The sequence below is a fragment of the Maribacter chungangensis genome, from assembly GCF_042676845.1.
GTDB classification, from domain to species: Bacteria; Bacteroidota; Bacteroidia; order Flavobacteriales; family Flavobacteriaceae; genus Maribacter; species Maribacter chungangensis.
This window is the reverse complement of the sequence record NZ_JBHTHY010000003.1, coordinates 706,439-728,541: the sequence shown is the minus strand read 5'-3', so window position 1 is coordinate 728,541 and position 22,103 is coordinate 706,439. Positions and strand designations below refer to the sequence as shown.

Annotated in this window: 19 protein-coding genes; 14 read left to right on the top strand and 5 right to left on the bottom strand. The window is 40.8% G+C overall.

What is annotated here, in order from left to right; translation table 11 throughout:
- Window positions 1-25 precede the first annotated feature (25 nt).
- The 4 genes from ACFQZJ_RS03115 (at window position 26) to ACFQZJ_RS03100 (ending at window position 6,256) form a co-directional block, all read left to right on the top strand.
- Window positions 26-1,015 carry an isoaspartyl peptidase/L-asparaginase family protein gene (locus ACFQZJ_RS03115; RefSeq protein ID WP_379932228.1) on the top strand — a complete coding sequence of 330 codons (990 nt, stop codon included), beginning with the start codon at window positions 26-28 and terminating at the stop codon, window positions 1,013-1,015.
- A 346-nt stretch (window positions 1,016-1,361) separates the two neighbouring features.
- Entirely contained in the window at window positions 1,362-2,675 is a 1,314-nt protein-coding gene (locus ACFQZJ_RS03110; protein ID WP_379932227.1) for a hypothetical protein, read from the top strand.
- A gap of 65 nt (window positions 2,676-2,740) precedes the next feature.
- On the top strand, window positions 2,741-5,575 hold the full coding sequence (polA, locus tag ACFQZJ_RS03105) for a DNA polymerase I (protein ID WP_379932224.1): 2,835 nt from the start codon (window positions 2,741-2,743) through the stop codon (window positions 5,573-5,575).
- 345 nt (window positions 5,576-5,920) lie between these two features.
- Window positions 5,921-6,256: a T9SS type A sorting domain-containing protein gene (locus ACFQZJ_RS03100; RefSeq protein ID WP_379932222.1), complete on the top strand. Its 336-nt coding sequence runs from the start codon at window positions 5,921-5,923 to the stop codon at window positions 6,254-6,256.
- A gap of 85 nt (window positions 6,257-6,341) precedes the next feature.
- Here the strand turns inward: ACFQZJ_RS03100 and ACFQZJ_RS03095 are convergent, their stop codons facing one another.
- On the bottom strand, window positions 6,342-6,842 hold the full coding sequence (locus ACFQZJ_RS03095) for a hypothetical protein (RefSeq protein ID WP_379932221.1): 501 nt from the start codon (window positions 6,840-6,842) through the stop codon (window positions 6,342-6,344).
- 339 nt (window positions 6,843-7,181) lie between these two features.
- On the opposite strand from ACFQZJ_RS03095, the gene rplM reads away from it, so the two are divergent.
- The 4 genes from rplM (at window position 7,182) to tsf (ending at window position 10,465) form a co-directional block, all read left to right on the top strand.
- Window positions 7,182-7,637, top strand: coding sequence for a 50S ribosomal protein L13 (gene rplM, locus ACFQZJ_RS03090; RefSeq protein ID WP_379932219.1), 456 nt, complete (start codon window positions 7,182-7,184; stop codon window positions 7,635-7,637).
- On the top strand, window positions 7,637-8,023 hold the full coding sequence (rpsI, locus tag ACFQZJ_RS03085) for a 30S ribosomal protein S9 (protein WP_379932217.1): 387 nt from the start codon (window positions 7,637-7,639) through the stop codon (window positions 8,021-8,023). Before rplM ends, rpsI begins: the two co-directional genes overlap by 1 nt.
- Window positions 8,024-8,277: 254 nt before the next feature.
- Window positions 8,278-9,423, top strand: coding sequence for a 30S ribosomal protein S2 (gene rpsB, locus ACFQZJ_RS03080; protein ID WP_379932216.1), 1,146 nt, complete (start codon window positions 8,278-8,280; stop codon window positions 9,421-9,423).
- A 76-nt stretch (window positions 9,424-9,499) separates the two neighbouring features.
- Window positions 9,500-10,465 carry a translation elongation factor Ts gene (gene tsf, locus ACFQZJ_RS03075; RefSeq protein ID WP_379932214.1) on the top strand — a complete coding sequence of 322 codons (966 nt, stop codon included), beginning with the start codon at window positions 9,500-9,502 and terminating at the stop codon, window positions 10,463-10,465.
- Between the two features lie 242 nt (window positions 10,466-10,707).
- Here tsf and ACFQZJ_RS03070 read toward each other — a convergent pair whose 3' ends face one another.
- The gene (locus ACFQZJ_RS03070) at window positions 10,708-12,579 is read right to left on the bottom strand and encodes a M61 family metallopeptidase (protein ID WP_379932212.1); all 1,872 of its coding nucleotides are present in this window, start codon (window positions 12,577-12,579) and stop codon (window positions 10,708-10,710) included.
- A gap of 175 nt (window positions 12,580-12,754) precedes the next feature.
- Here ACFQZJ_RS03070 and pyrH point away from each other — a divergent pair, with 175 nt between their 5' ends.
- The 6 genes from pyrH to ACFQZJ_RS03040 all read left to right on the top strand — a co-directional run bounded on the left by pyrH (window position 12,755) and on the right by ACFQZJ_RS03040 (window position 20,207).
- A complete protein-coding gene (gene pyrH / locus ACFQZJ_RS03065; RefSeq protein ID WP_379932211.1) occupies window positions 12,755-13,462 on the top strand; it encodes a UMP kinase in 708 nt (235 codons plus the stop codon).
- Window positions 13,463-13,502: 40 nt separating this feature from the next.
- A complete protein-coding gene (frr, locus tag ACFQZJ_RS03060; protein ID WP_379932209.1) occupies window positions 13,503-14,057 on the top strand; it encodes a ribosome recycling factor in 555 nt (184 codons plus the stop codon).
- 134 nt (window positions 14,058-14,191) lie between these two features.
- Window positions 14,192-16,579 (top strand): efflux RND transporter permease subunit, encoded by a 2,388-nt coding sequence (locus ACFQZJ_RS03055; RefSeq protein WP_379932207.1) that lies wholly within the window; start codon window positions 14,192-14,194, stop codon window positions 16,577-16,579.
- 99 nt (window positions 16,580-16,678) lie between these two features.
- On the top strand, window positions 16,679-18,112 hold the full coding sequence (asnS, locus tag ACFQZJ_RS03050; protein WP_379932206.1) for an asparagine--tRNA ligase: 1,434 nt from the start codon (window positions 16,679-16,681) through the stop codon (window positions 18,110-18,112).
- A gap of 38 nt (window positions 18,113-18,150) precedes the next feature.
- Window positions 18,151-19,602 (top strand): RNA polymerase factor sigma-54, encoded by a 1,452-nt coding sequence (gene rpoN / locus ACFQZJ_RS03045; RefSeq protein WP_379932205.1) that lies wholly within the window; start codon window positions 18,151-18,153, stop codon window positions 19,600-19,602.
- Window positions 19,602-20,207: a hypothetical protein gene (locus ACFQZJ_RS03040; RefSeq protein WP_379932203.1), complete on the top strand. Its 606-nt coding sequence runs from the start codon at window positions 19,602-19,604 to the stop codon at window positions 20,205-20,207. The genes rpoN and ACFQZJ_RS03040 overlap by 1 nt, the downstream gene beginning before the upstream one ends.
- Here the strand turns inward: ACFQZJ_RS03040 and ACFQZJ_RS03035 are convergent.
- The 3 genes from ACFQZJ_RS03035 to ACFQZJ_RS03025 all read right to left on the bottom strand — a co-directional run bounded on the left by ACFQZJ_RS03035 (window position 20,202) and on the right by ACFQZJ_RS03025 (window position 22,091).
- Window positions 20,202-20,888 (bottom strand): porin family protein, encoded by a 687-nt coding sequence (locus ACFQZJ_RS03035; RefSeq protein ID WP_379932201.1) that lies wholly within the window; start codon window positions 20,886-20,888, stop codon window positions 20,202-20,204. The genes ACFQZJ_RS03040 and ACFQZJ_RS03035 overlap by 6 nt on opposite strands.
- 77 nt (window positions 20,889-20,965) lie before the next feature.
- On the bottom strand, window positions 20,966-21,448 hold the full coding sequence (locus tag ACFQZJ_RS03030) for an ExbD/TolR family protein (RefSeq protein ID WP_379932199.1): 483 nt from the start codon (window positions 21,446-21,448) through the stop codon (window positions 20,966-20,968).
- A 19-nt stretch (window positions 21,449-21,467) separates the two neighbouring features.
- Window positions 21,468-22,091 carry an ExbD/TolR family protein gene (locus ACFQZJ_RS03025; RefSeq protein WP_379932197.1) on the bottom strand — a complete coding sequence of 208 codons (624 nt, stop codon included), beginning with the start codon at window positions 22,089-22,091 and terminating at the stop codon, window positions 21,468-21,470.
- Between the last annotated feature and the right edge of the window lie 12 nt (window positions 22,092-22,103).

The window sequence follows — 22,103 nt, the reverse complement described above, 5'->3', positions numbered from 1 at the left end:
CCCCTAAAAGTAAACAACCCTGACTATGGAAAGAAGAAAGTTTCTTAAAAATTCCAGTACCGCAACCGCAGCTTTGGTCGCTACGCCATTTTTAACATCCTGTAAAGAAGATGCAAAACCTGCTAAAACAGTAAAAAACACAAAAGCCCTATATCCTATTGTTATCTGTACCTGGAATTTTATGAACGCCTCTGCCAAAGCATGGGAGGTGTTAAATTCCGGCGGCACGGCTCTGGACGCCGTTGAACAAGGGGTTAAAGTAGAGGAAGACGATGTAAACAACCAGACCGTGGGTACTGGCGGGAGACCGGACAGGGACGGAAACGTAACTTTGGATGCCTGTATCATGGACAAGGACGGCAACTGCGGTGCGGTACTGGCCATGCAAAACATAGCCAATCCCATTTCTGTAGCGCGTAAGGTGATGGAAGATACTCCCCACGTAATGCTCGCCGGACAAGGAGCGGAACAGTTTGCATACGAAAAGGGTTTTGAAAAGGTAAACCTCCTGACGGAACAATCCAGATTGGAATGGTTGGAGTGGAAAAAAACATCGGAATACAAACCCATTATCAATATAGAGAACCATGATACCATTGGCATGCTTGCCATTGATAAAAACGGGGATATTGCAGGAGGGTGTACCACCAGCGGTATGGGCTATAAAATGGCCGGGCGCGTGGGAGATTCACCCATAATAGGGGCCGGACTTTTTGTTGATAACGAAGTGGGCGGTGCCACCGCTACAGGCGTTGGAGAAGAAGTGGTTCGCACAGTAGGCAGTTTTTTGATTGTTGAATTGATGCGACAGGGAAAGTCTCCCCAAGAGGCTTGCGAAGAAGGTGTAAAACGGATTATGGCAAAAAATGAGGGTCGGAACGATTTTCAGATCGGTTTTATCGCCATTAATAAACAAGGGGAAACCGGTGGGTATTGTATTCAAGCTGGGTTTTCCTATCGCACGTATTCCGAGGAGGGACACATAGATAATCCGTCGGAGAGTTATATTTCTTAAGCTAGATTTCAGATGTTTGATGTTTGATGTTTGATGTTTGATGTTTGATGTTTGATGTTTGATGTTTGATGTTTGATGTTTGATGTTTGATGTTTGATGTTTGAAAAATAAGAGAATTTTTTTCAATCAAAAGTTTTAGGCTCCTATTGCCTGTCTAAAGTGAAGCGGCTTCAAGTTCTTTTATGCCACCAAGTGAATCTGAATTTCTGTCAGCGGCATCTCCGGTAAATCAAGGGCAATCCATGACAGAAGATCATATTTCCTTGCCTAATTTAAACGAGCACCTACCCGAACTTTTAAAAAATCCCTATCTTTTGACCTTATTCTCATTACACCGACCATCTATATGAACGAAGTGAATTCCGAACTTTCCGAAAAGAAAACAAATTGGCTACAACGCCTAAAGGATGAAAGTTGGGAGGCGGAGCTGTTGGTGTCGGCTGTGGCGATTTATGCTATTTTACAGTCCTTTTCGATGTTGGATTGGCTCATCATACAATTCTTGGACTATTTAAACCCAAGTCAATATGAGATTGGCTATTTCGTGGACGTTTTTGGATTTTTGGCCGTAGGTGTTCTTGCCGCAATGTTCGCCATACATTTTGCATTCCGCGCCTATTGGATCGGACTTGTGGGATTAAACTCTGTATTTCCCGACTATAGTTTGGAAGATAGCGCCTATTCTCCTATTTACACAAAAAAACTCTTGGGGATATTACCAAAACTAACCACGAGCATCTCAAAGGTAGATGAATTGTGCAGTGTTATTTTCTCTGCTGCATTTGGGCTTATGCTGCTTTATGGCTACGTTACCATTATAACGATTCTTTACCTTATCCTGTTCAACGTCCTAGAAGGGCTTTTACCAGAAAATCTCACTTGGATTTTATGGATTCCATTACTGTTATTTGGCCTGATATTCATACTGGGTTTTTTGATTTCCATACCTGCCAACATAAAAAAGTTTCGGGAAAATGAAACCGTTCAAAATCTCTATTTTCTGTTCTCCAAGTGGACCTCGTATGTATTCTATGGCCCTCTCCACAAAAGCATATTACAGATCACCATGATCTTTGGCTCAAATTTTAAACGTAAAAAAGGCTTGGTGAAAATGATACTACTTATGCTTTCAATCGGTGTTGGTTTTGCGTCGATGAAATTAGTCAATTCCGATTATCGATATCTGTTAAATTATGACAGAAAGCAAGATACGACCACCATGCAATTGTCTTTCTACAGGGAGAACAACCTAAATAATCGCTTTTTACTGAATCCAGAAATCAATAACGCTGTGATCACCAAAAGCCCTCTATCCATTTTTATACCCATTTTAGAACATGAGGTAAGAATATTACGCGAAGAGTGTAAGCTCCAAAGCATGTTTACCATGGAAGATAAAGATGGAACCCTAAGAGCGAAAAAAAACAAAGCATATTTAGATTGTTACGCCCAATCTCATTTGTTGTTCTTAAACGGGGTGGCCGTAAAAACGGACTTTCTAAAAACAACACACCCGCATACCGGGCAATTTGGTATCGTAGCATATCTTGATGTCTCAGGACTACAAAAAGGCAACAACAGTGTAAAGGTCAGAAAAAACCTCACATCAGAAAATACAAAAGAATGGAAAATCCCTTTCTATTATTCCCCTAACCAATAATCCTTCATAAAAAACCTAGCAATTTCAATTTCGTACCGCTAAATTCGTATTTCTAATTTCCTATCATGGCAGAACAAAAAAGACTATTTCTACTAGACGCGTACGCACTCATTTTTAGAGGCTATTACGCGCTGATAAAAAATCCGAGAATTAACTCCAAGGGCATGGACACTAGTGCCATCATGGGCTTTATGAACTCCCTGTTCGATGTTATAAAACGAGAAAAACCGGACCACTTGGCGGTTTGTTTTGACAAAGGCGGAAGTACGGAACGTACCGAACTTTTCCCCGAGTACAAAGCAAATAGGGACGAAACACCGGACGCCATACGAATTGCCGTTCCTTACATACAGGACATTCTTAAAGCCATGCATATTCCGTGCGTGGTTTTAGAAGGCTGGGAAGCGGACGACATTATCGGCACGCTTGCCAAACAGGCCGAAAAGGAAGATTACAAAGTATTCATGGTAACGCCGGACAAGGATTTTGGACAACTGGTTTCCGAAAATATTTTCATGTACCGCCCGGCACGTATGGGCAATGGGATAGAAATTTGGGGAATACCAGAAATACAAAAACGGTTTGGCGTAGAACGTCCGGAACAAGTAATAGATTACTTAGGCATGATGGGCGATGCCAGCGACAATATTCCTGGTCTGCCAGGTGTAGGCGACAAAACAGCAAAAAAGTTCATTGAGCAGTTCAATTCTATGGAAGGACTTTTAGCTAACACAGACCAGTTAAAAGGAAAGATGAAAGAGAAAATTGAAGCCAATAAGGAACTAGGCCTGCTCTCCAAAAAACTGGCTACCATTTCCTTGGAGGTTGATGTGACCTTTAATGCCAAGGACTATGAAATGTCGGTTCCGGATAACGAAAAAGTACAGGAAATCTTTGAAGAGCTCGAATTTAGAAGGTTAAAAGACCAGTTCATCAAAATATTTTCGGGCGAGGAAGAAGGAACAACAGCTCACAATACGGGTACAGAAACAGGGAAAAAAGTAGCTTCCTCGGCAGGAAGTGGTCAATTCTCATTATTCGGCGGGGACGGCGCCTCACCTGCCACCATAAAAGACAGCTCCAGCAGAAAAACGATTGCAGATGTACCGCATTCCTACCAAAGCGTAGCACCGGGCATGGCCATGAAATTATTTTTACAGAATCTCATGAAGCAGACCTCGGTCTGTTTTGACACCGAAACTACGGGATTAAATCCGCTTACGGCAGAATTGGTAGGTATTGCCTTTAGCTGGGAGGCCACCAAGGGTTTTTACATTCCGTTTCCAGAAGAGAAAGAGGCGGCCCAAAAACTGATCGAGGAATTACGTCCGTTCTTCGAATCAGAAAACATTGAAAAAGTGGGGCAAAACCTTAAATACGACATTAAGGTCTTGGATAAGTACAACATAAAAGTAAAGGGCAGTTATTTTGATACCATGTTGGCACACTACCTTATTAATCCGGATATGCGCCATAGTATGGATGTACTAGCGGAAACCTACTTGAACTACACGCCGGTTTCCATAACGGAACTTATTGGCAAAAAAGGAAAGAACCAATTGTCCATGCGTGATGTTCCCTTGGAAAAAATAACGGAATACGCGGTTGAGGATGCGGACATCACCTTTCAATTGGCACAACAGTTTAGACCCGAATTAGCAGAGGCCAAAACGGACGGACTCTTTAAGGACATTGAAATTCCTTTGTTACGTGTACTGGCGGATATGGAGCTTGAAGGCATCAACCTAGATGAACGATTTCTTAATTCGCTTTCCGAAGATCTGAACAACGATATTGCCGACTTAGAAAAAAAGATATACGTGGCCGCTGGCACCGAATTCAACATCGGCTCGCCCAAACAACTGGGAGAGGTCCTTTTTGATAAGATGAAATTGGTAGACAAGCCCAAGAAGACCAAAACAGGTCAATATTCCACCGCGGAAGACGTGCTATCCTATCTGGCAAAAGACCATGAAATCGTACAACACGTATTGGATTACCGTGGCCTCGCCAAACTCAAAAGCACGTATGTAGACGCACTGCCATTGCAAGTAGAGGAAAGCACAAAAAGAGTACATACGGACTATATGCAAACCGTAGCCGCAACAGGCCGGCTAAGTAGCAATAATCCAAACCTACAGAACATTCCCATTAGAACAGAACGTGGGCGACAAGTACGCAAGGCCTTCGTTCCCCGTAACGAAGACTATATTTTATTGGCAGCGGATTACTCCCAGATAGAACTGCGCATTATTGCGGCCTTGAGCGAAGAAACTACCATGATCGAAGCCTTTAAAAACGGCGAGGACATTCACGCCTCCACGGCATCAAAAGTATTCAATGTCCCTCTAAATGAAGTCACTAGAGAACAACGAAGCAATGCCAAAACGGTCAACTTTGGAATCATCTATGGGGTATCGGCCTTTGGGCTTAGCAACCAGACAGATTTGTCCAGATCAGAAGCAAAAGAACTCATAGACACCTATTACAAAACCTACCCAAAACTTAGGAACTACATGAGCGAGCAGGTAGATTTTGCCCGTGACCATGGTTACGTGCAAACAGTGCTGGGCCGTCGCAGGTATTTGAAGGATATTAACGGGAGTAATGCCATAGTTCGCGGTGCAGCGGAACGTAACGCCGTTAATGCTCCCATACAAGGTTCCGCAGCGGACATCATTAAAATAGCAATGATCAACATCCATAAGAAACTGGAAGAAGGTAATTATAAATCGAAAATGCTCTTACAAGTGCATGATGAACTGGTTTTCGACGTCTACAAACCGGAATTGGAGGAACTAAAGACCATGATAAAGTCTGAAATGGAGCAGGCCTATACTTTGGCCGTTCCACTGGATGTTGAAGTCGGCTTGGGGCAGAACTGGTTGGAGGCCCATTAAGAGACACTAAACCACCTTTAGCTGCACTACTGATCGTACTTCAGTTTAACACAAAAACAGCAACAACATGGGTTGGAAACAATACGTCCATAGCAACGTAAACAACACTATATACGGTGCTTGCAGGCAAGAATACAAACGAAAGTTTTAAGCCTCCGGTCTTTATAAATCAGAAACTCGGATACAATACGATTTGGGCTAACGAATTGACTGTCAACTTGTACCACCCTATTCCCTCAGGGCTGTTTGCCTCCATGTTAAACATTTCAAAAAGACACAAGAGAACAACTAATCAAACGTTAGGTATAAGAGGCGTATCCTTAAGTAGCCTTAAAATCTATTAAAATGAAAAAGCACCTATGGTTTATTTTGATTGTATTTGGCTGTCTAGGTCATGGTTTGGCACAATCGGATCAAAACAGGAAAATCGTCCAAAAAGAAATCAAGGTTAAAATTTTCCCTAACCCAGCTACAAGCGTCATTACTATTTTAGACTTAGTCGATACTGAAAAAGCAGACATCGCAGTTACGGACATTTATGGAAATTTAATACTTAAACACGAGTGGACAATAAAAAACCGTGCGCTAAATATTCCGGTTGCCCATTTGGAGAAAGGAATGTACCTATTAACCATTCGATCGCCCGAACAAAGCGTGCATAGCAAATTTTATAAACAGTAGGCGAACGCAATTACATGGAAGAACAATCTTATGGCAAAAATTCTGCGAATGTACATAGCTTTTAAGCCATAATTATGACACTTACTTATCTCCTTATAAAAACAAGTTCCCCAGGCTCATCTACCTCTGGCAGCTGCAAACTTTGAGCATCAACGGTCATGGTATCCCCATTAATACTAACCGCTACATTTACCGTTTCACCATCATCATTTAAAAAACTTATGGTTCCGTTACTAAACGTGTAGGAATTCGATACTACCTCAAAATCCGTAGGACATGGAACATCCAACCCACCAGCTCCAAAAGTAGCAGTTGAAATTGCCTCGGTAATACTGTTTCTTGCTTCAGCGGTGAGGTCTTCATTAAACTTCAAGGTTATGATATAACAATCGTCATTGGACAACAGCTTAAGTATCTGACTACCAATAACCGCCTCGTCGCTGGCAGTATCTTCATTAATTATCAATTCGGTAGCATCCCAAGTCCCAACTATACTATTATTACCAGATGTACCTCCATTATCATCCGAACTACAAGACCAAATGGAAAAACAAACCATAACTATACAAACTGCCTTTACCTTCATTCTATAAATTTTAACTGGTTAAAGGGTTCAAACGTATTTTTGTCATAATTATTTTACCCTTACCTATCCTATGTTATCGAATATTAAACCGCTTGTAAAACAAAAGCAAAATAAATTCTATTTTTATCGAAGTCAATCAATAGACTTAACAAAAATGAATATAGGTTAACACCACAACCCAATAAAACCAATTATTTAGCCCTTGTTAAACCACTTTTCCCCAACATTATCAAAAGCACAAAATAAAAAGAAACAACTATTTGCAATTCAAGTTTATAATTGTACATTTGCACCCCATTTATCGGGAGTGATAAAGATTAATAGTTAAAAATATTTGTAGTGGATACATTAAGTTATAAGACCATATCTGCCAATAAAGCAACTGTGAACAAAGAGTGGTTGTTGGTTGATGCCGAGGGAGAAACGCTAGGTCGTTTATCCTCCAAAGTAGCTAATTTATTGAGAGGTAAGCACAAACCAAGCTTTACCCCACATGTAGATTGTGGTGACAACGTTGTCATTATCAATGCTGAAAAAGTTGCGCTTAGCGGAAACAAATGGGCAGAAAAAACGTACTTGCGCTATACTGGTTATCCAGGTGGCCAACGTTCGACCACTGCAATACAGTTATTGGAAAAAAATCCTGCAAGTATCGTTGAGAGAGCTGTGAAAGGAATGTTGCCTAAGAATCGTTTGGGCGCAGCGCTTTTCAGAAACTTAAAGGTATATGCCGGTTCGGAACACGGACAGGAAGCCCAAAAACCAAAAGTAGTAAACGTAAAAGACCTTAAGTAATGGAGACAGTTCACAAAATAGGTAGAAGAAAAACGGCGGTAGCACGTTTATATCTATCCTCAGGAGATGGCAAGGTAACGATAAACAACAAAGATTTGTCGGTTTATTTTCCTACAGCTACACTACAATATAAAGTTAATCAACCTTTTGCCTTAACAGGGACAGAAGGTACTTATGATGTTAAGGTAAACGTTTACGGTGGTGGAATTACCGGGCAAGCGGAAGCCATACGCTTGGCAATATCAAGAGCACTTTGTGAAATAGATGTGGAAAATAGAGGTACTTTAAAGCCCGAAGGCCTTCTTACCAGAGACCCAAGAATGGTGGAACGTAAGAAATTCGGTCAGAAGAAAGCACGTAAGAAATTCCAGTTCTCCAAACGTTAATATCCAGTACAGAATTTTCAAGGCGCTCATTATTAAATGGGCGCCTTAAATTATATTTTTTCTAACTAGTTCATTGAAAGTCCCTAAAGGGACAATTAAAAGTCTCTTAATCGCCCTCTAAAGCGACAAGAGCGTACATTTCGAACATTAGATTCGAAGTACATTAGTTTAGCATCTAAACAGTGGAGGCTTTTCGCATTGCGAAATACCACTTCATTGTTGCTAATTCATAAGAACGTAAACTAACATTAAACATGGCGAAAGTCGAAGTAAAACAATTATTAGAGGCAGGTGTGCATTTTGGACACCTTACCAGAAAGTGGAATCCGAACATGGCTCCTTACATCTACATGGAGCGTAATGGGATACACGTTATCAATCTTTACAAAACAGTTGCAAAAATGGATGAAGCCAATGAGGCTTTGAGCAAAATTGCAGCATCCGGAAGAAAAATTCTTTTCGTAGCTACCAAAAAACAAGCGAAGGACATTGTTGCCGAAAAAGCAGCGAATGTAAACATGCCGTACATTACAGAAAGATGGCCCGGTGGTATGCTTACCAATTTCGTAACGATCCGTAAGGCAGTTAAGAAAATGGCAATGATCGATAGGATGAAGAAAGACGGAACTTTTCTTACACTATCCAAAAAAGAACGTTTGCAAGTAGACCGTTTACGGTCAAAATTAGAAAAGAACCTAGGTTCTATTTCTGAAATGACCCGTTTACCAGGTGCTCTTTTCGTCGTAGACACCATGCGCGAGCACATCGCTGTTAAAGAGGCCCAAAAATTGAACATTCCTATTTTTGCGATGGTCGATACCAACTGCGACCCAAGGGATGTTGACTACCTTATACCATCCAACGATGATGCCTCTAAGTCCATTGACATTATCATGACACAAGTAACCAATGCCGTTGCGGAAGGTCTTGCAGAACGTAAATCGGAAAAAAGTGCCGGTGACGATGCAAAAAAGGCAAAAGAAACTAAAAAAGAGGCAGTAAAGGAAGCTCCTAAGGCAACATTGGAACCAGCTCCAGCGGAGACCGACACAACACCAGCTCCTGTAGTTGAAAATGCGCCAGAGCCAAAAGTAGCAGTTGAGGCCACTAAAGATGCCGTCAAAGAAGAAGCCCCTAAGAAAGCTAAAGCTGACGACCTTACTAAAATTGAGGGAATAGGGCCAAAAGCGGCAGAAGCGTTGACCAACGCAGGTATGGGAAGTTTTACGGACCTTGCCAAAGGAGATGCCGATAAAATCAAGGAAATCCTAACAGAAGCCAGCTCCAGAATGGCGCACTTAGACCCAACTTCCTGGCCAAAGCAAGCGCAAATGGCTGCCGATGGTAAATGGGACGAACTTAAGGAGTGGCAAGACAACGTTAAAGGCGGTGTTGAATAACCCCTTTTACAATTTAAAAGAATACTAAAAAACAAATTCCCGTCGCTAGGCGGGAACGACAACAAAAAAATTAATTATGGCAAAAATTACCGCCGCAGAAGTAAATAAATTAAGAAAAGCGACAGGTGCCGGAATGATGGATTGTAAAAATGCTTTGGTAGAAGCCGAAGGTGATTTTGACAAGGCGATCGAGGTACTGCGCAAAAAAGGTCAAAAAGTTGCAGCAAAAAGAGCTGACAGGGAATCTTCCGAAGGAGCTGCTATAGCAAAAGTAAACGCAGAAAAAACCGCAGGTGTAGCTATCGTGTTAGGATGTGAAACCGATTTCGTGGGCAAAAACGAAAAGTTCGTTGCCCTTGCTAATGAACTTGCAGAAATAGCTCTAAACCATGATACCAAGGATGCTTTTTTAGCAGCCGATTTTGGAGGCATGACGGTTTCCGACAAGCTTATTGAACAAACTGGGGTTATCGGAGAAAAATTAGAGATTACCGCTTTTGACAAATTGGAAGCACCTTACGTTGGCTCCTATGTACATATTAATAAAATAGCAGCTTTGGTGGGACTGTCCGCAAAAGTGGATAATGCCGAGGTCTTGGTTAAAGACTTGGCCATGCAAGTAGCTTCCATGGGGGCAACTACCCTTTCTTACAAGGATTTTGACGCTGCTTTTGTAGCCTCTGAAACCGAAGCAAGAATCGCGGTGATAGAAAAGGAAAACGAAGAGTTGGTACGTTTAGGGAAAACACTAAAAAATGTTCCCCAATATATTTCCATGGCTCAATTGACCCCTGCGGTTATGGCCAAGGCCGAAGAAGATGCCAAAGCACAATTAAAGGCCGAAGGTAAACCGGAACAGATATGGGACAAAATTCTTCCTGGAAAAATGGACAGATTCGTTTCTGACAACACTACTTTGGATCAAGAGCAATGTCTTTTGGACCAAAACTTTATCAAGGATGAGAAAATGAGCGTTGCAGCTTATGTTGAATCCTATGGTGATGTTTCCGTTACCGGATTTAAACGTGCGAGTGTAGGTTAATCCTTTTTTTACCGCATTAGATAAAAATCCCCCTTACGCTTTTCGCTTAAGGGGGATTTTCTTTGCAACCAATGGGATGATACCAATTTAACTTCTAGATGTCGCATAAAACAAGTTTCTTTTTTACTCATTTGTCGTCATAAAATAGAACCATAGCTAATGCTATGCTTAGATTTCATTCCTAAACTGAGAAAAAAATAATTCAAATTTTCAATATGACAGTCAAAACTTAAATCGGTATTTTATTGTTTTAGCCATGCGTTCCTTAATGCATAGAAATCATCCGAAACACCATCAACCGAAATAATCCTATCCACTTCCAATTCCGGTGTCCCCACTACACCACTTAAGCTGACTAGCTTACCATTTCGTAGTACATCCATTGAAATTTTAGTGTCTGGCGTCCAATTGAAACTTGCAGCTATAATAGGTCGTATAGACTCCAAGCTAATATCGGTACCGTTAATACGCTGTATTACATCTCCATTTTGAACCCCAAGTCCGGTAAAGAAGGTATTTAACCCAATATTCTCCCGAACAAAAATAGTGTTCCCATTTTCTTGGTCTACATCTATGAAAGGTATTTCTCCATCCAAGAAATAACCGGTCTGCTCTTTGACCTTTACGATTGCCAAACCTACTTTGGCCAGGTAAACGGAATAATCTATGGGTACTTTTCCAATTACATGGGTTTCAAAGAACAAACCGACTTCCGGATAGGTCATCGCCACAATTTCCGGAATAAGCATATCATCCTCAAATGGAATATCCTTGCCATATTTCTTAGAGAGTTCCTTCATAAGCCAAAGCACCCCTTTTTCTCCACCACTCTTTTCTCTTATCAAAATATCCAAGGACATATTGATCAAGGTTCCTTTCTCATAAACGTTCCCAAAATTATCATCGTAGGGAGGTTCTAGAATATTCTGGCTCATAACGGTAAAGGACATATCCTCTTCGTAAGTTCTTGCATTAGCCACCTTGTCCATAATACGCTCATAGAACGCTGCTTCATCGATAAGACCCTGCTGAATTTGAAAAAGATTGGCAAAGTATTCGGTAGTACCCTCGTACATCCATAAGTGTTTGGACATTTTAGGGTCGTTGAAATCGAAAAACTGTATCTCCTTGGAATGTATGCTCAAGGGTGTTACGATATGAAAAAATTCATGGGATACCACATCTACCATAGCTTGCTCCAAGCGTTCTTTGGACATGCTTTCTGGCAATACCACAACGGTAGATGTATGATGCTCCAAAGCTCCGAAACCTTGGGCATCGGCCTTGTCCAGCTCTGATAAATACAATAAAATAGCATACTCTTTGGTACTGTCCACCTCCCCAAGAAACGTTTTTTGCGCCATCATCATCTCCTGCATTCGTTCCTTTAGGTCCGATGCCCTATACACTCCGTTAGGCGAATAAACGCTCAGCGTAACCTCGATATCATTGATCTTGAATACTTCGATATTTTCCCTGGCGTATAAAATAGGGTTGTCGATAACCTCAAAATACCGATTGGCTACAAATCCGTCCCACCCAGCATCCGGCTTTCTATCGGGCTCTTGTGCCAATGTAGTGGCAGCAACCAGACCAACCGGTTTCTGCACCAAAATGGAATATGGAATCTCCTTATACCCATCAAAATACCCCACAAAACCGTGCAAATTCAGTAAAAAATTTTCACCTTCAAGAATGTTGGTTCCTGCCGGAGAAAAGACAGGATCTTCCATATCCTTTTCCGTATCGTAGGTATCATTTACCCAATACGTAATTTTATCCAAACTCTTGGCATTGGCAATACGCCAAGTATTTACATCCTCTTTTACCACTTCCATAAGTTTGCCGTTGTAGTCCAAAGCAACCAAATCCTGAATATAAGTACCATAGTCATCCGAACTATAGGTGCCGGGTACAGTTTTTGGAATTCTAAAAGAAACAACATCACTTGTAAAAGCTCCTGGATCTATAGATACGGCCACTTTGTCATTTTTGATATTGACCAAATCCAGAGAAGCAATTATGGGAACGGTATCTATAGTCACCAGAAACTTACCTGAACCACAACTGTACAGTACACCTACAACCGCCAACAAAACCCATACTTTTCTCATAAAAACTCCTTTTAAAACCCTGTTCTTTCCAGTTAATTGCCAATACTACAAAAGAATATCAAAACATAAACCCGTGTGTTTGAATATTAGGAAATAATTATGTTTTGAACGGCTGTGATCACCTAACGCTCCCATAGATTATTTTCATTATTTTTGTTTTGAAATTATTATAACCATGCAATACAAAAGAATACTTCTTAAATTAAGTGGCGAGGCGCTAATGGGCGAGAAGCAATACGGAATAGACTCCGATCGCCTTAATGAATATGCAACCGAAATAAAGGAAGTGGTAAATCAAGGAATACAGGTTGCCATTGTAATCGGTGGCGGTAACATTTTTAGGGGACTGGCCGGGGCAGCCACCGGTATGGACCGCGTGCAAGGAGACCACATGGGAATGTTAGCTACCGTCATTAACGGACTTGCACTACAAAGTGCCCTTGAAATGCAGGAAGTACAGACCAGACTGCAATCTGCCATACAAATAAACGAGGTAGCAGAACCTTTTATTAGAAGAAGGGCAATGCGCCATCTGGAAAAGGGACGCGTGGTTATTTTTGGCGGAGGCACCGGAAATCCATATTTCACTACAGATTCTGCCGCGGTATTGCGCGCCATCGAAATAGAGGCGGATGTGATTCTTAAGGGAACCCGTGTAGACGGAATTTACACCTCCGACCCGGAAAAAGACAAATCGGCTACAAAATTTGACACCATAACCTTCCAAGACGTACTTAACAAAGGCTTGAAGATAATGGATACGACCGCCTTTACCCTAAGTCAGGAAAATGAACTGCCAATTGTGGTTTTTGACATGAACAAAAAGGGAAACTTACTTAAAATCGTGAATGGAGAACATATTGGTACCACGGTGAATATGTAATTTTGGTATAATTTATGATCATACTTTAGAAATTTGTATTATGAACGAAGAGATAGATTTTATTTTAGATGCAGCCAAAGAAGGCATGGAGGCCGCAATTTCACACCTAGAACGCGAGTTTCTAAAAATACGCGCAGGAAAGGCAAGCCCCGCCATGCTGTCCTCTGTATTGGTAGACTATTATGGTTCTCAAACCCCATTATCGCAGGTAGCCAACGTAAATACTCCGGACGGTCGTACAATATCGGTTCAGCCTTGGGAGAAAAATATGCTACAGGAAATCGAAAAAGCGATCATGAACTCAAATCTTGGCTTTAATCCGATGAACAACGGAGATATGATCATCATAAATGTACCGCCCTTAACAGAGGAACGCCGTATACAACTGACCAAACAGGCAAAAGCGGAGGCCGAACATGCCAAAGTAGGTGTAAGAAGTGCACGACAAGATGCCAATAAGGACATTAAGGATGCAGACGTATCCGAAGACCTACAAAAAAACGCAACTGCCGATGTTCAAGAACTTACGGACAAATATGTTAAAAAAATCGATGACTTCCTAGGAATGAAAGAAGCCGAAATCATGAAGGTATAAACTACTAGGATTTCAAAAAATAAAAAACGGCCTAGGCCGTTTTTTATTTTTTACAAAGGAACTGATTATTTTAAATCCTTCAATCTAGGAACACTTGTACACATTAGTTACCTTTGCATCCTGCTAAAAAAGCTATGGTAGCAAAACTCACAAAAGGATTTTGGGCAAAGACCGCAAGGATTATTCTAAGGAATAGAATTCTCATTCTATTAGGTGTTGCCGCCGTCACGGTTTTTTTAGGGATGCAATGGAAGAACATGCAGTTTTCCAATTCTCCGGCAAACTTGTTACCGGACGACCATCCGGTAAACCAAGAGTACCGCTCTTTTCTAAGTCAGTTCGGAGAAGAGGGCAATGCGGTGGTTTTTGCCGTGCGAGACAGCGCCTTGTTCAGCCCTACAAATTTTAACCGATGGAACAAGTTCAGTAAGCAGTTAGGGGCATTCCCCGAAGTGGACTTTGTGCTCTCCGTAGACAATCTCCAGGAACTTATAAAGGATAGTGACAAACAGGAGTTTGTTATGCAACCTTTACTAAAGAAACAACCGGAAACACTACAAGAAGTAGACAGTATCGTACAATACCTGTTCAACAACCTTCCTTTTTACGATAACCTTATTTACAATAAAAAAAGCAGTACCATACGTACCGTAATGTATATGGACAAGGATATTATAAACACGAGCGTTCGAAAGGATTTTGTGCTTAAGGATATGATGCGTTTGGTGAATAGTTTTGAAAAAGAAACCGGTTTGGATGTCCGTATATCTGGAATGCCTTATGTGCGAACGATGAATTCCCAGAACATTATAGACGAAATCGGAAAATTTATTTTAGCAGCTTTAGGAGTTACATCGATTATATTCTTCTTCTTCTTTAGAAGCGTGCGTGCCACTTTTATATCAATGTTCGTTGTAATTATAGGAGTAATGTGGGCTTTTGGTGTTCTTGGTCTACTACAGTACGAAATTACCGTTCTTACCGCCCTAATTCCGCCATTGATTATTGTTATTGGGATTCCGAATTGTATTTTTCTCATAAACAAATACCAACAAGAGGTAAAGAAGCACGGTAATCAGGCACTTTCCTTACAACGTGTCATTTCCAAAATTGGAAATGCAACCCTCATGACCAATGTTACCACGGCTTCCGGCTTCGCTACTTTTATTATTACGGACAGTAAACTATTGAAGGAGTTTGGTATTGTCGCATCTATCAATATCATCGGTATTTTTATTCTATCCCTACTTATTATTCCTATCGTATATAGTTTTATGTCACTTCCCAAGACGAAGCACTTAAAACATTTAAACAAAAAATGGATCGACGCCTTTGTCAGCTGGATGGAAGGGATTGTTAGAAAACAAAGAATATCGGTTTATATTATCTCTATAGCCCTACTCGTGCTTAGCATCATCGGCATATATCAAATCGATATTTCCGGTAGTCCGATCGAGGACATGCCAAAAAATGCAGATTTTTTTAAGGACATCCGATTTTTTGAAGAGGAATTCGATGGTATTATGCCAGTCGAGATCGTCATAGATACCAAAAACCCAAAAGGCGTGCTTAAGCCCGCTACCCTCAAACGCATGGACCGCCTTGGCCAAGTGGTAGACGAAACACCGGAGCTTTCCAAACCGGTTTCCATAGTGAACCTGGTAAAATATTCAAAACAAGCCTTTTACAACGGTATTCCAAAATACTACCAACTCCCCACCAGTCAGGAAAATACTTTTATTATGGATGTTGCACGAAAGTCATCGGACAATGGCGACCTTCTTAAAAGTTTTGTAGACAGCACGGGGCAAACCGCAAGAATGACCACCTTTATGCGCGATGTAAAAACCGAGCGTATGGAAGAAATAGAGCGCAGCCTACTTGAAAACATTACGAAAATATTCCCAGAAGAACGCTATAACGTATACATGACGGGTAGTGCGCTTATATTTCTAAAGGGAACCAAGTATCTGGTAAAAAACCTGGTGATGTCCTTGGCGTTGGCCATTGGTCTTATAGCCTTGTTCATGGCCTATTTGTTTCGCTCCTTTAGAATGATCATCATATCCTTGATTCCCAATTTGCTTCCGCTTTTGGTAACGGCAGGAGTTATGGGTTTTGTAGGCGTTCCTATTAAACCGTCCACGATATTGGTATTCAGTATCGCTTTTGGAATTTCCGTAGACGACACCATACACTTTCTGGCCAAATACCGTCAAGAGCTGACGGCTAGTAAATGGCGCATAGAAAAATCTGTTTATGCAGCCCTAAGAGAAACGGGCGTAAGCATGTTCTATACTTCTATCGTGTTGTTTTTCGGCTTCTCGGTATTTGTTATCTCCAACTTTGGCGGTACGGTAGCTTTAGGTGCTCTGGTCTCCGCTACCCTACTATTTGCCATGTTGGCCAACCTTATCCTCTTACCTTCACTGTTGATTTCTTTGGAGCGGAGTATATCGAACAAAACGGTACTCAAAAAACCACAGATAGATATACTTCCCAAAGAAGAGGACCTAGACTAAAATAACTTATAAAACCCCAAACGGTTTTTAGGGGTGTATAGATTCATTCTTTTTTGTCAAAAAGCTATCTTTGGACTTTTAATTTTCAATTGATCGAACATGCACCCAATAACCATAAAAGAAGTACTCAAAGGAAAGCTACTGCTACAGGACATAACCATAAATGGATGGGTACGAACCTTTAGAAGCAATAGGTTTATTGCCTTGAACGACGGGTCTACCATAAATACCATACAATGTGTTGTAGACTTCGAAAAATTTGACGAAGAAGTTCTAAAACAAATTAGTACAGGAGCCGCGCTTAAAATTAGCGGAACTTTAGTTGAGAGCCAAGGCCGTGGACAATCTGTTGAAATTCAGGTTAATGACATTCATGTTCATGGTACCGCGGACCCAGAGACCTATCCGATACAGCCAAAAAAACACTCCCTGGAATTCTTAAGGGAAAAAGCACATTTGAGGATACGGACAAATACGTTTTCCGCGGTGATGCGCGTAAAATCCAGCTTAGCTTTTGCGATTCATAAATATTTTACGGAAAATGGTTTTTACTATTTTCATGCACCCATTATTACCGGTTCCGATGCTGAAGGTGCAGGGGAGATGTTTCGCGTAACTACACTAGATGACAAAAACCCACCATTGACAGAGGAAGGCACCGTTGACTACAAGCAAGATTTTTTTGGCAAAGAGACCAACTTAACAGTTTCCGGCCAACTAGAAGCTGAGGCTTACGCGATGGCCTTAGGCAAGGTATATACATTTGGCCCCACGTTCAGGGCCGAAAATTCAAATACCGCCAGACACTTGGCAGAATTCTGGATGATAGAGCCGGAAATGGCCTTCTATGACCTAAATGACAATATGGACCTGGCAGAGGATTTCATAAAAAACGTTATCCGTTATGTACTGGAACACTGTAAAGAAGATCTGGAGTTTTTGGAAAAACGTCTTTTGGACGAAGAAAAAAGCAAACCCCAAGCCGAAAGAAGCGAGATGCCCTTGTTAGAAAAATTAAAGTTCGTTACGGAAAACAACTTTAAAAGAGTAAGCTACACAGAAGCTATAGATATTTTAAAGAACAGTAAGCCCAACAAAAAGAAGAAATTCCAATATCCTATAGAAGAATGGGGTACCGATCTTCAAAGCGAACACGAGCGCTACCTTGTAGAAAAACACTTTAAATGTCCTGTGATACTGTTCGATTATCCTGCAAAGATAAAGGCCTTTTATATGCGTTTGAACGAAGACGGTAAAACGGTACGTGCCATGGATATCCTGTTTCCGGGCATTGGGGAAATCGTAGGTGGATCACAACGAGAAGAGCGCCTAGATATACTTAAACAAAAGATGGCGGCACTGGATATAGACGAAAAAGAACTGTGGTGGTACCTAGATCTACGAAAGTTCGGAACGGCAGAACATAGCGGTTTTGGTCTAGGTTTTGAAAGGCTTGTCCTTTTTACCACCGGTATGGGTAATATACGCGATGTTATTCCGTTTCCCAGAACACCGCAAAATGCCGAGTTTTAAATGCATTTCGTTACATTTATAGTCAGTAGAAAGAATCGATGCTAAAACAACACTTACAGTTTAAACTATCGCAAAAGCTATCGCCGCAGCAAATACAGTTGATGAAACTGATACAATTGCCTACGCAAGCCTTTGAACAGCGCCTAAAACAAGAGCTGGAAGAAAACCCTGCGTTAGAAAGTGGCAAGGAGGAATTGGAGAACATAGACGAGTTTGAAGATGATTATGAGGTAAACGACAATGAAACCATAGAGGCGGAGGATATAAACGTAGATGATTACCTGAGCGATGATGAAATACCGGACTATCGCACCCAAGCCAACAATTACAGTTCGGATGATGAAGAAAAAAGTGTTCCTTATGCCGCTGGCACGTCTTTTAATCAGTACCTATTAAACCAAATGAACACGGTTTATCTAAATGATGAAGAGTGGGCGATTGCGGAATTCTTGATCGGAAGTATTGATGAAAGCGGTTATATACGAAGGCCCATAAGCGATATTTTAGATGACCTTGCGTTTACCCAAAATATATATACCGAGGAAAAGACCATAGCTCGCGTGCTTTCTATTGTTCAAGAATTGGACCCACCTGGTGTAGGGGCGCGTTCCTTGGAAGAATCGCTTATGATACAATTAAAACGAAAGGAGCTGACCCCGTCTATTGAACTTGCCATTGAAATCTTAAAAAAATCTTTTGACCAGTTTTCTAAAAAACATTATCAAAAACTGATACAAAAACATAATATTGATGAAGAAGAGCTTAAAGCAGCTATTTCCGAAATAGAAAAACTAAACCCCAAACCGGGAGGTTCCTACTCCGGCAACAATAGGATTGTAGAACATGTGGTGCCAGACTTCTCGATACGCATTGTAGACGGGGAACTGGAACTGAGCCTTAATGGCAGAAACGCCCCCGAACTCCACGTGTCCAGAGAATACAATAACATGTTGAAAGGGTATAAGGAATCTCAGGAAAAATCAAAAGCACAGAAGGATACCGTAATGTTCATAAAACAGAAACTGGATGCCGCAAAATGGTTCATAGACGCCATTAGACAACGACAACAGACCTTGTTTGTAACCATGAACGCTATCATGCAATATCAAAAAGAATATTTTCTTTCCGGTGACGAACGCAATTTAAGACCCATGATCTTAAAGGATATTGCAGACGAAATAAAAATGGACGTTTCTACCGTATCTAGAGTAGCCAACAGTAAGTACGTAGACACACCTTATGGAACTAAACTCATAAAGGAATACTTCTCGGAATCGATGAAGAACGAACAAGGAGAGGATGTTTCTACAAAAGAAATAAAAAAAATACTGGAAACGGTCATAAAAAACGAAGTCAAACGAAAACCCCTGACCGACGACAAACTTGCAGCAATCCTAAAAGAGAAAGGCTATCCTATTGCCAGAAGAACAGTAGCAAAATACCGCGAACAACTCGGTATCCCCGTTGCTCGCTTGCGCAAAGAAATTTAATGAGAATATTCCTTACCATTGTTTCCTACCTTTTCCACCCTATATTTATTCCGGTCGGCGGTGCGGTTGCGTATTTTCTTATCACACCAAAACATACACCTATAGAATTGCAGGCCGGCAATATATTGCCCATATTTATCTTAACCGTTATCATTCCAATAATCACCTATCTTATATTGAAGAATATTGGCGTTGTAAACTCTATTTTTATGCCGACCACGAGCGAAAGGAAATACCCTATTGTGATTCACATAGTGCTCCTGTTAATGATACTTTACAAGGTAATACCCAATAACTACATTATTGAACTCTATTTTTATTTTGTCGGATTGATAGGAGCGTCCTTTACGTGTCTTCTATTACTCTTTTTCAACATAAAGGCAAGCTTGCACCTAGTAGGCGTTGGAGGGCTCCTAATGTACCTTATTGGCCTTAGTGTTCACTTTGAAATGAACATTATAATCGGCATCAGTATTTTTATATGCATTACCGGAGTCGTGGCCTCTTCTAGATTATATCTAAAAGCACATACCAAACCAGAGATAGCCATAGGACTCTTTATTGGTATTCTTTCCCAGCTAATGACCTTACATTACTGGCTATAAAATATAGAAAATTACACCGATCCGTAACGGACTAAATCCAATGATTTGATTATTTACCGTAACCCCTTCGCTGAACAAATCGTTTAGCGCATGATACACGTGTATATTAAAGGTGTTATAGCCCACATTTAACATAAGGCCATATTGAAACCTTTCAACATCGGTGTTATTAAACCCAGTTCTGGCACCGTCTATTATGGCAGTGGATCTGGCGCCAAAAAGATAAGCTGCTTTTATTCCGGCGTATAGTCTCCAAAATTTATACTCTTCCAACGTGGAATTTCGCCATCGAAATTCTAACGGAAACTCCACCGAATGTGTTTCCAGTTTACTACGTTTAAAGCCCGTAGTACTATCTCCCAACGAATAGGATATGCCATTTTGACCTTCTGCGGCTAGCAAATTGGAATAATACGTGTTTAGCCCTAAACCTAAACCAATACCCAAAGCTCTTGTTCCACGGCCGTTTAACGGGAGGTCTTTGATGAACCCAACTTGTAAACCATAGGACAAGTTTTGTTGTGCCACCCCATCTGGCCTATTACGAACAATATTATACGTGACCCCTAGATAAAACTGGTCTTCAAAATAACGACTATCCTCATTGATCGAATCTACCTGAACTTGCCCTACAACATGTAGAACACTGAACAGCACAAAAAATAGCAACCACTTTCCCATACCTTACAAAGTTAGTAAAATAAAAAACGCTCCAATTTTCATTGGAGCGTCCTAATAAGTTTGAAAACATAACCTACTTACTGAAGATTTCTAAAAGCATCTCCCTCGTATGTTGTATAGTTTACTTTTAAGGCATTTACCTTTCTTAGCTCTTGCTTAATGTCGGAAACGATACCCATATTGGCGTTCTTATCTACTTTAAGCGCGGTAGTTAAAACGTTTTGAAGCTCTTGTGACTTCTTTGCCCGCTCCATTAATATATAATCACCAACCTCGGAAGGATTGGAAAACTTATCGTTTAATTGAATTTTAGGTTCGGTACCAAAAGTCTTCTCATATTCTCTAGTAGGTTTACCAACATAGATATAAATAACCCTATCCTTTTTCTCCAATTTTTTTATCTCACTGGCGTTGGGAAGAATATTTTCCACCTTTAAAGAACTATCCTTCATTACCGTTACGGTCATAAAGAAAAACAAGAGCATAAATACAATGTCCGGAAGTGATGCGGTTGATACCGCGGGCACATCTCCATCTTTTTTCTTTGCAAATTTTGACATAGTGTTTAATTTATCTTTATTAATTTGAAGAAGTCTCCGCCTCTGATAACTTCTGTGGAAACAACTCTTGAATACGTTTCACCTTCTCCTTCAACTCTTCCTTTACTTCATCCGAGGTTTCAGGATTAAGGTACTCCGCTTCCATGTCCACAAAGTTCTTCTTGAACAATCGCATGGCCTCTCTGTTCCTTAACTCGTTATATGCCCCTACCAATTCATTTTGAACGGTTATGTAGGTGCTGTACTGTGTTTCTCGGTCGTTTTTCAAAGAAATAATCGCTTTTGTAGGATTATCGGATGAAGTTGCATCCCTGGAGCCTTGACAGTAGTTACAGTATTCCGGACTTCCCGACGGTGCTCCACCATTATCAAGAAAAGCTATTGCTTTTTCTCTCAAATCCTTTATTTCAATTATTTCGTCCTCCACCAAAAGCTGTCCATTCCTGTTGATATTAACAGTAAATATATTCTTCTGTTTGATAATTGGAGGATCCTCGGTTGGCGGCTCCCAAGGTGGCAACATACGATCTAAACCTGCATCAGTTTCTATGGTAGTCGTTACCAAGAAAAAGATTAACAGTAGAAACGCAATATCCGCCATGGAACCGGCACTTACTTCTGGTGCTCCTGCTCTTCTAGCCATAATTATCTATTT

Bases quoted from the DNA above. Each gene is read 5' to 3' on its own strand.
- ACFQZJ_RS03115 (WP_379932228.1), top strand. From the start codon at position 26: ATGGAAAGAAGAAAGTTTCTTAAAAATTCCAGTACCGCAACCGCAGCT.
- ACFQZJ_RS03110 (WP_379932227.1), top strand. From the start codon at position 1,362: ATGAACGAAGTGAATTCCGAACTTTCCGAAAAGAAAACAAATTGGCTA.
- polA (WP_379932224.1), top strand. From the start codon at position 2,741: ATGGCAGAACAAAAAAGACTATTTCTACTAGACGCGTACGCACTCATT.
- ACFQZJ_RS03100 (WP_379932222.1), top strand. From the start codon at position 5,921: ATGAAAAAGCACCTATGGTTTATTTTGATTGTATTTGGCTGTCTAGGT.
- ACFQZJ_RS03095 (WP_379932221.1), bottom strand. From the start codon at position 6,842: ATGAAGGTAAAGGCAGTTTGTATAGTTATGGTTTGTTTTTCCATTTGG.
- rpsI (WP_379932217.1), top strand. From the start codon at position 7,637: ATGGAGACAGTTCACAAAATAGGTAGAAGAAAAACGGCGGTAGCACGT.
- rpsB (WP_379932216.1), top strand. From the start codon at position 8,278: ATGGCGAAAGTCGAAGTAAAACAATTATTAGAGGCAGGTGTGCATTTT.
- tsf (WP_379932214.1), top strand. From the start codon at position 9,500: ATGGCAAAAATTACCGCCGCAGAAGTAAATAAATTAAGAAAAGCGACA.
- ACFQZJ_RS03070 (WP_379932212.1), bottom strand. From the start codon at position 12,579: ATGAGAAAAGTATGGGTTTTGTTGGCGGTTGTAGGTGTACTGTACAGT.
- pyrH (WP_379932211.1), top strand. From the start codon at position 12,755: ATGCAATACAAAAGAATACTTCTTAAATTAAGTGGCGAGGCGCTAATG.
- frr (WP_379932209.1), top strand. From the start codon at position 13,503: ATGAACGAAGAGATAGATTTTATTTTAGATGCAGCCAAAGAAGGCATG.
- ACFQZJ_RS03055 (WP_379932207.1), top strand. From the start codon at position 14,192: ATGGTAGCAAAACTCACAAAAGGATTTTGGGCAAAGACCGCAAGGATT.
- asnS (WP_379932206.1), top strand. From the start codon at position 16,679: ATGCACCCAATAACCATAAAAGAAGTACTCAAAGGAAAGCTACTGCTA.
- rpoN (WP_379932205.1), top strand. From the start codon at position 18,151: ATGCTAAAACAACACTTACAGTTTAAACTATCGCAAAAGCTATCGCCG.
- ACFQZJ_RS03040 (WP_379932203.1), top strand. From the start codon at position 19,602: ATGAGAATATTCCTTACCATTGTTTCCTACCTTTTCCACCCTATATTT.
- ACFQZJ_RS03035 (WP_379932201.1), bottom strand. From the start codon at position 20,888: ATGGGAAAGTGGTTGCTATTTTTTGTGCTGTTCAGTGTTCTACATGTT.
- ACFQZJ_RS03030 (WP_379932199.1), bottom strand. From the start codon at position 21,448: ATGTCAAAATTTGCAAAGAAAAAAGATGGAGATGTGCCCGCGGTATCA.
- ACFQZJ_RS03025 (WP_379932197.1), bottom strand. From the start codon at position 22,091: ATGGCTAGAAGAGCAGGAGCACCAGAAGTAAGTGCCGGTTCCATGGCG.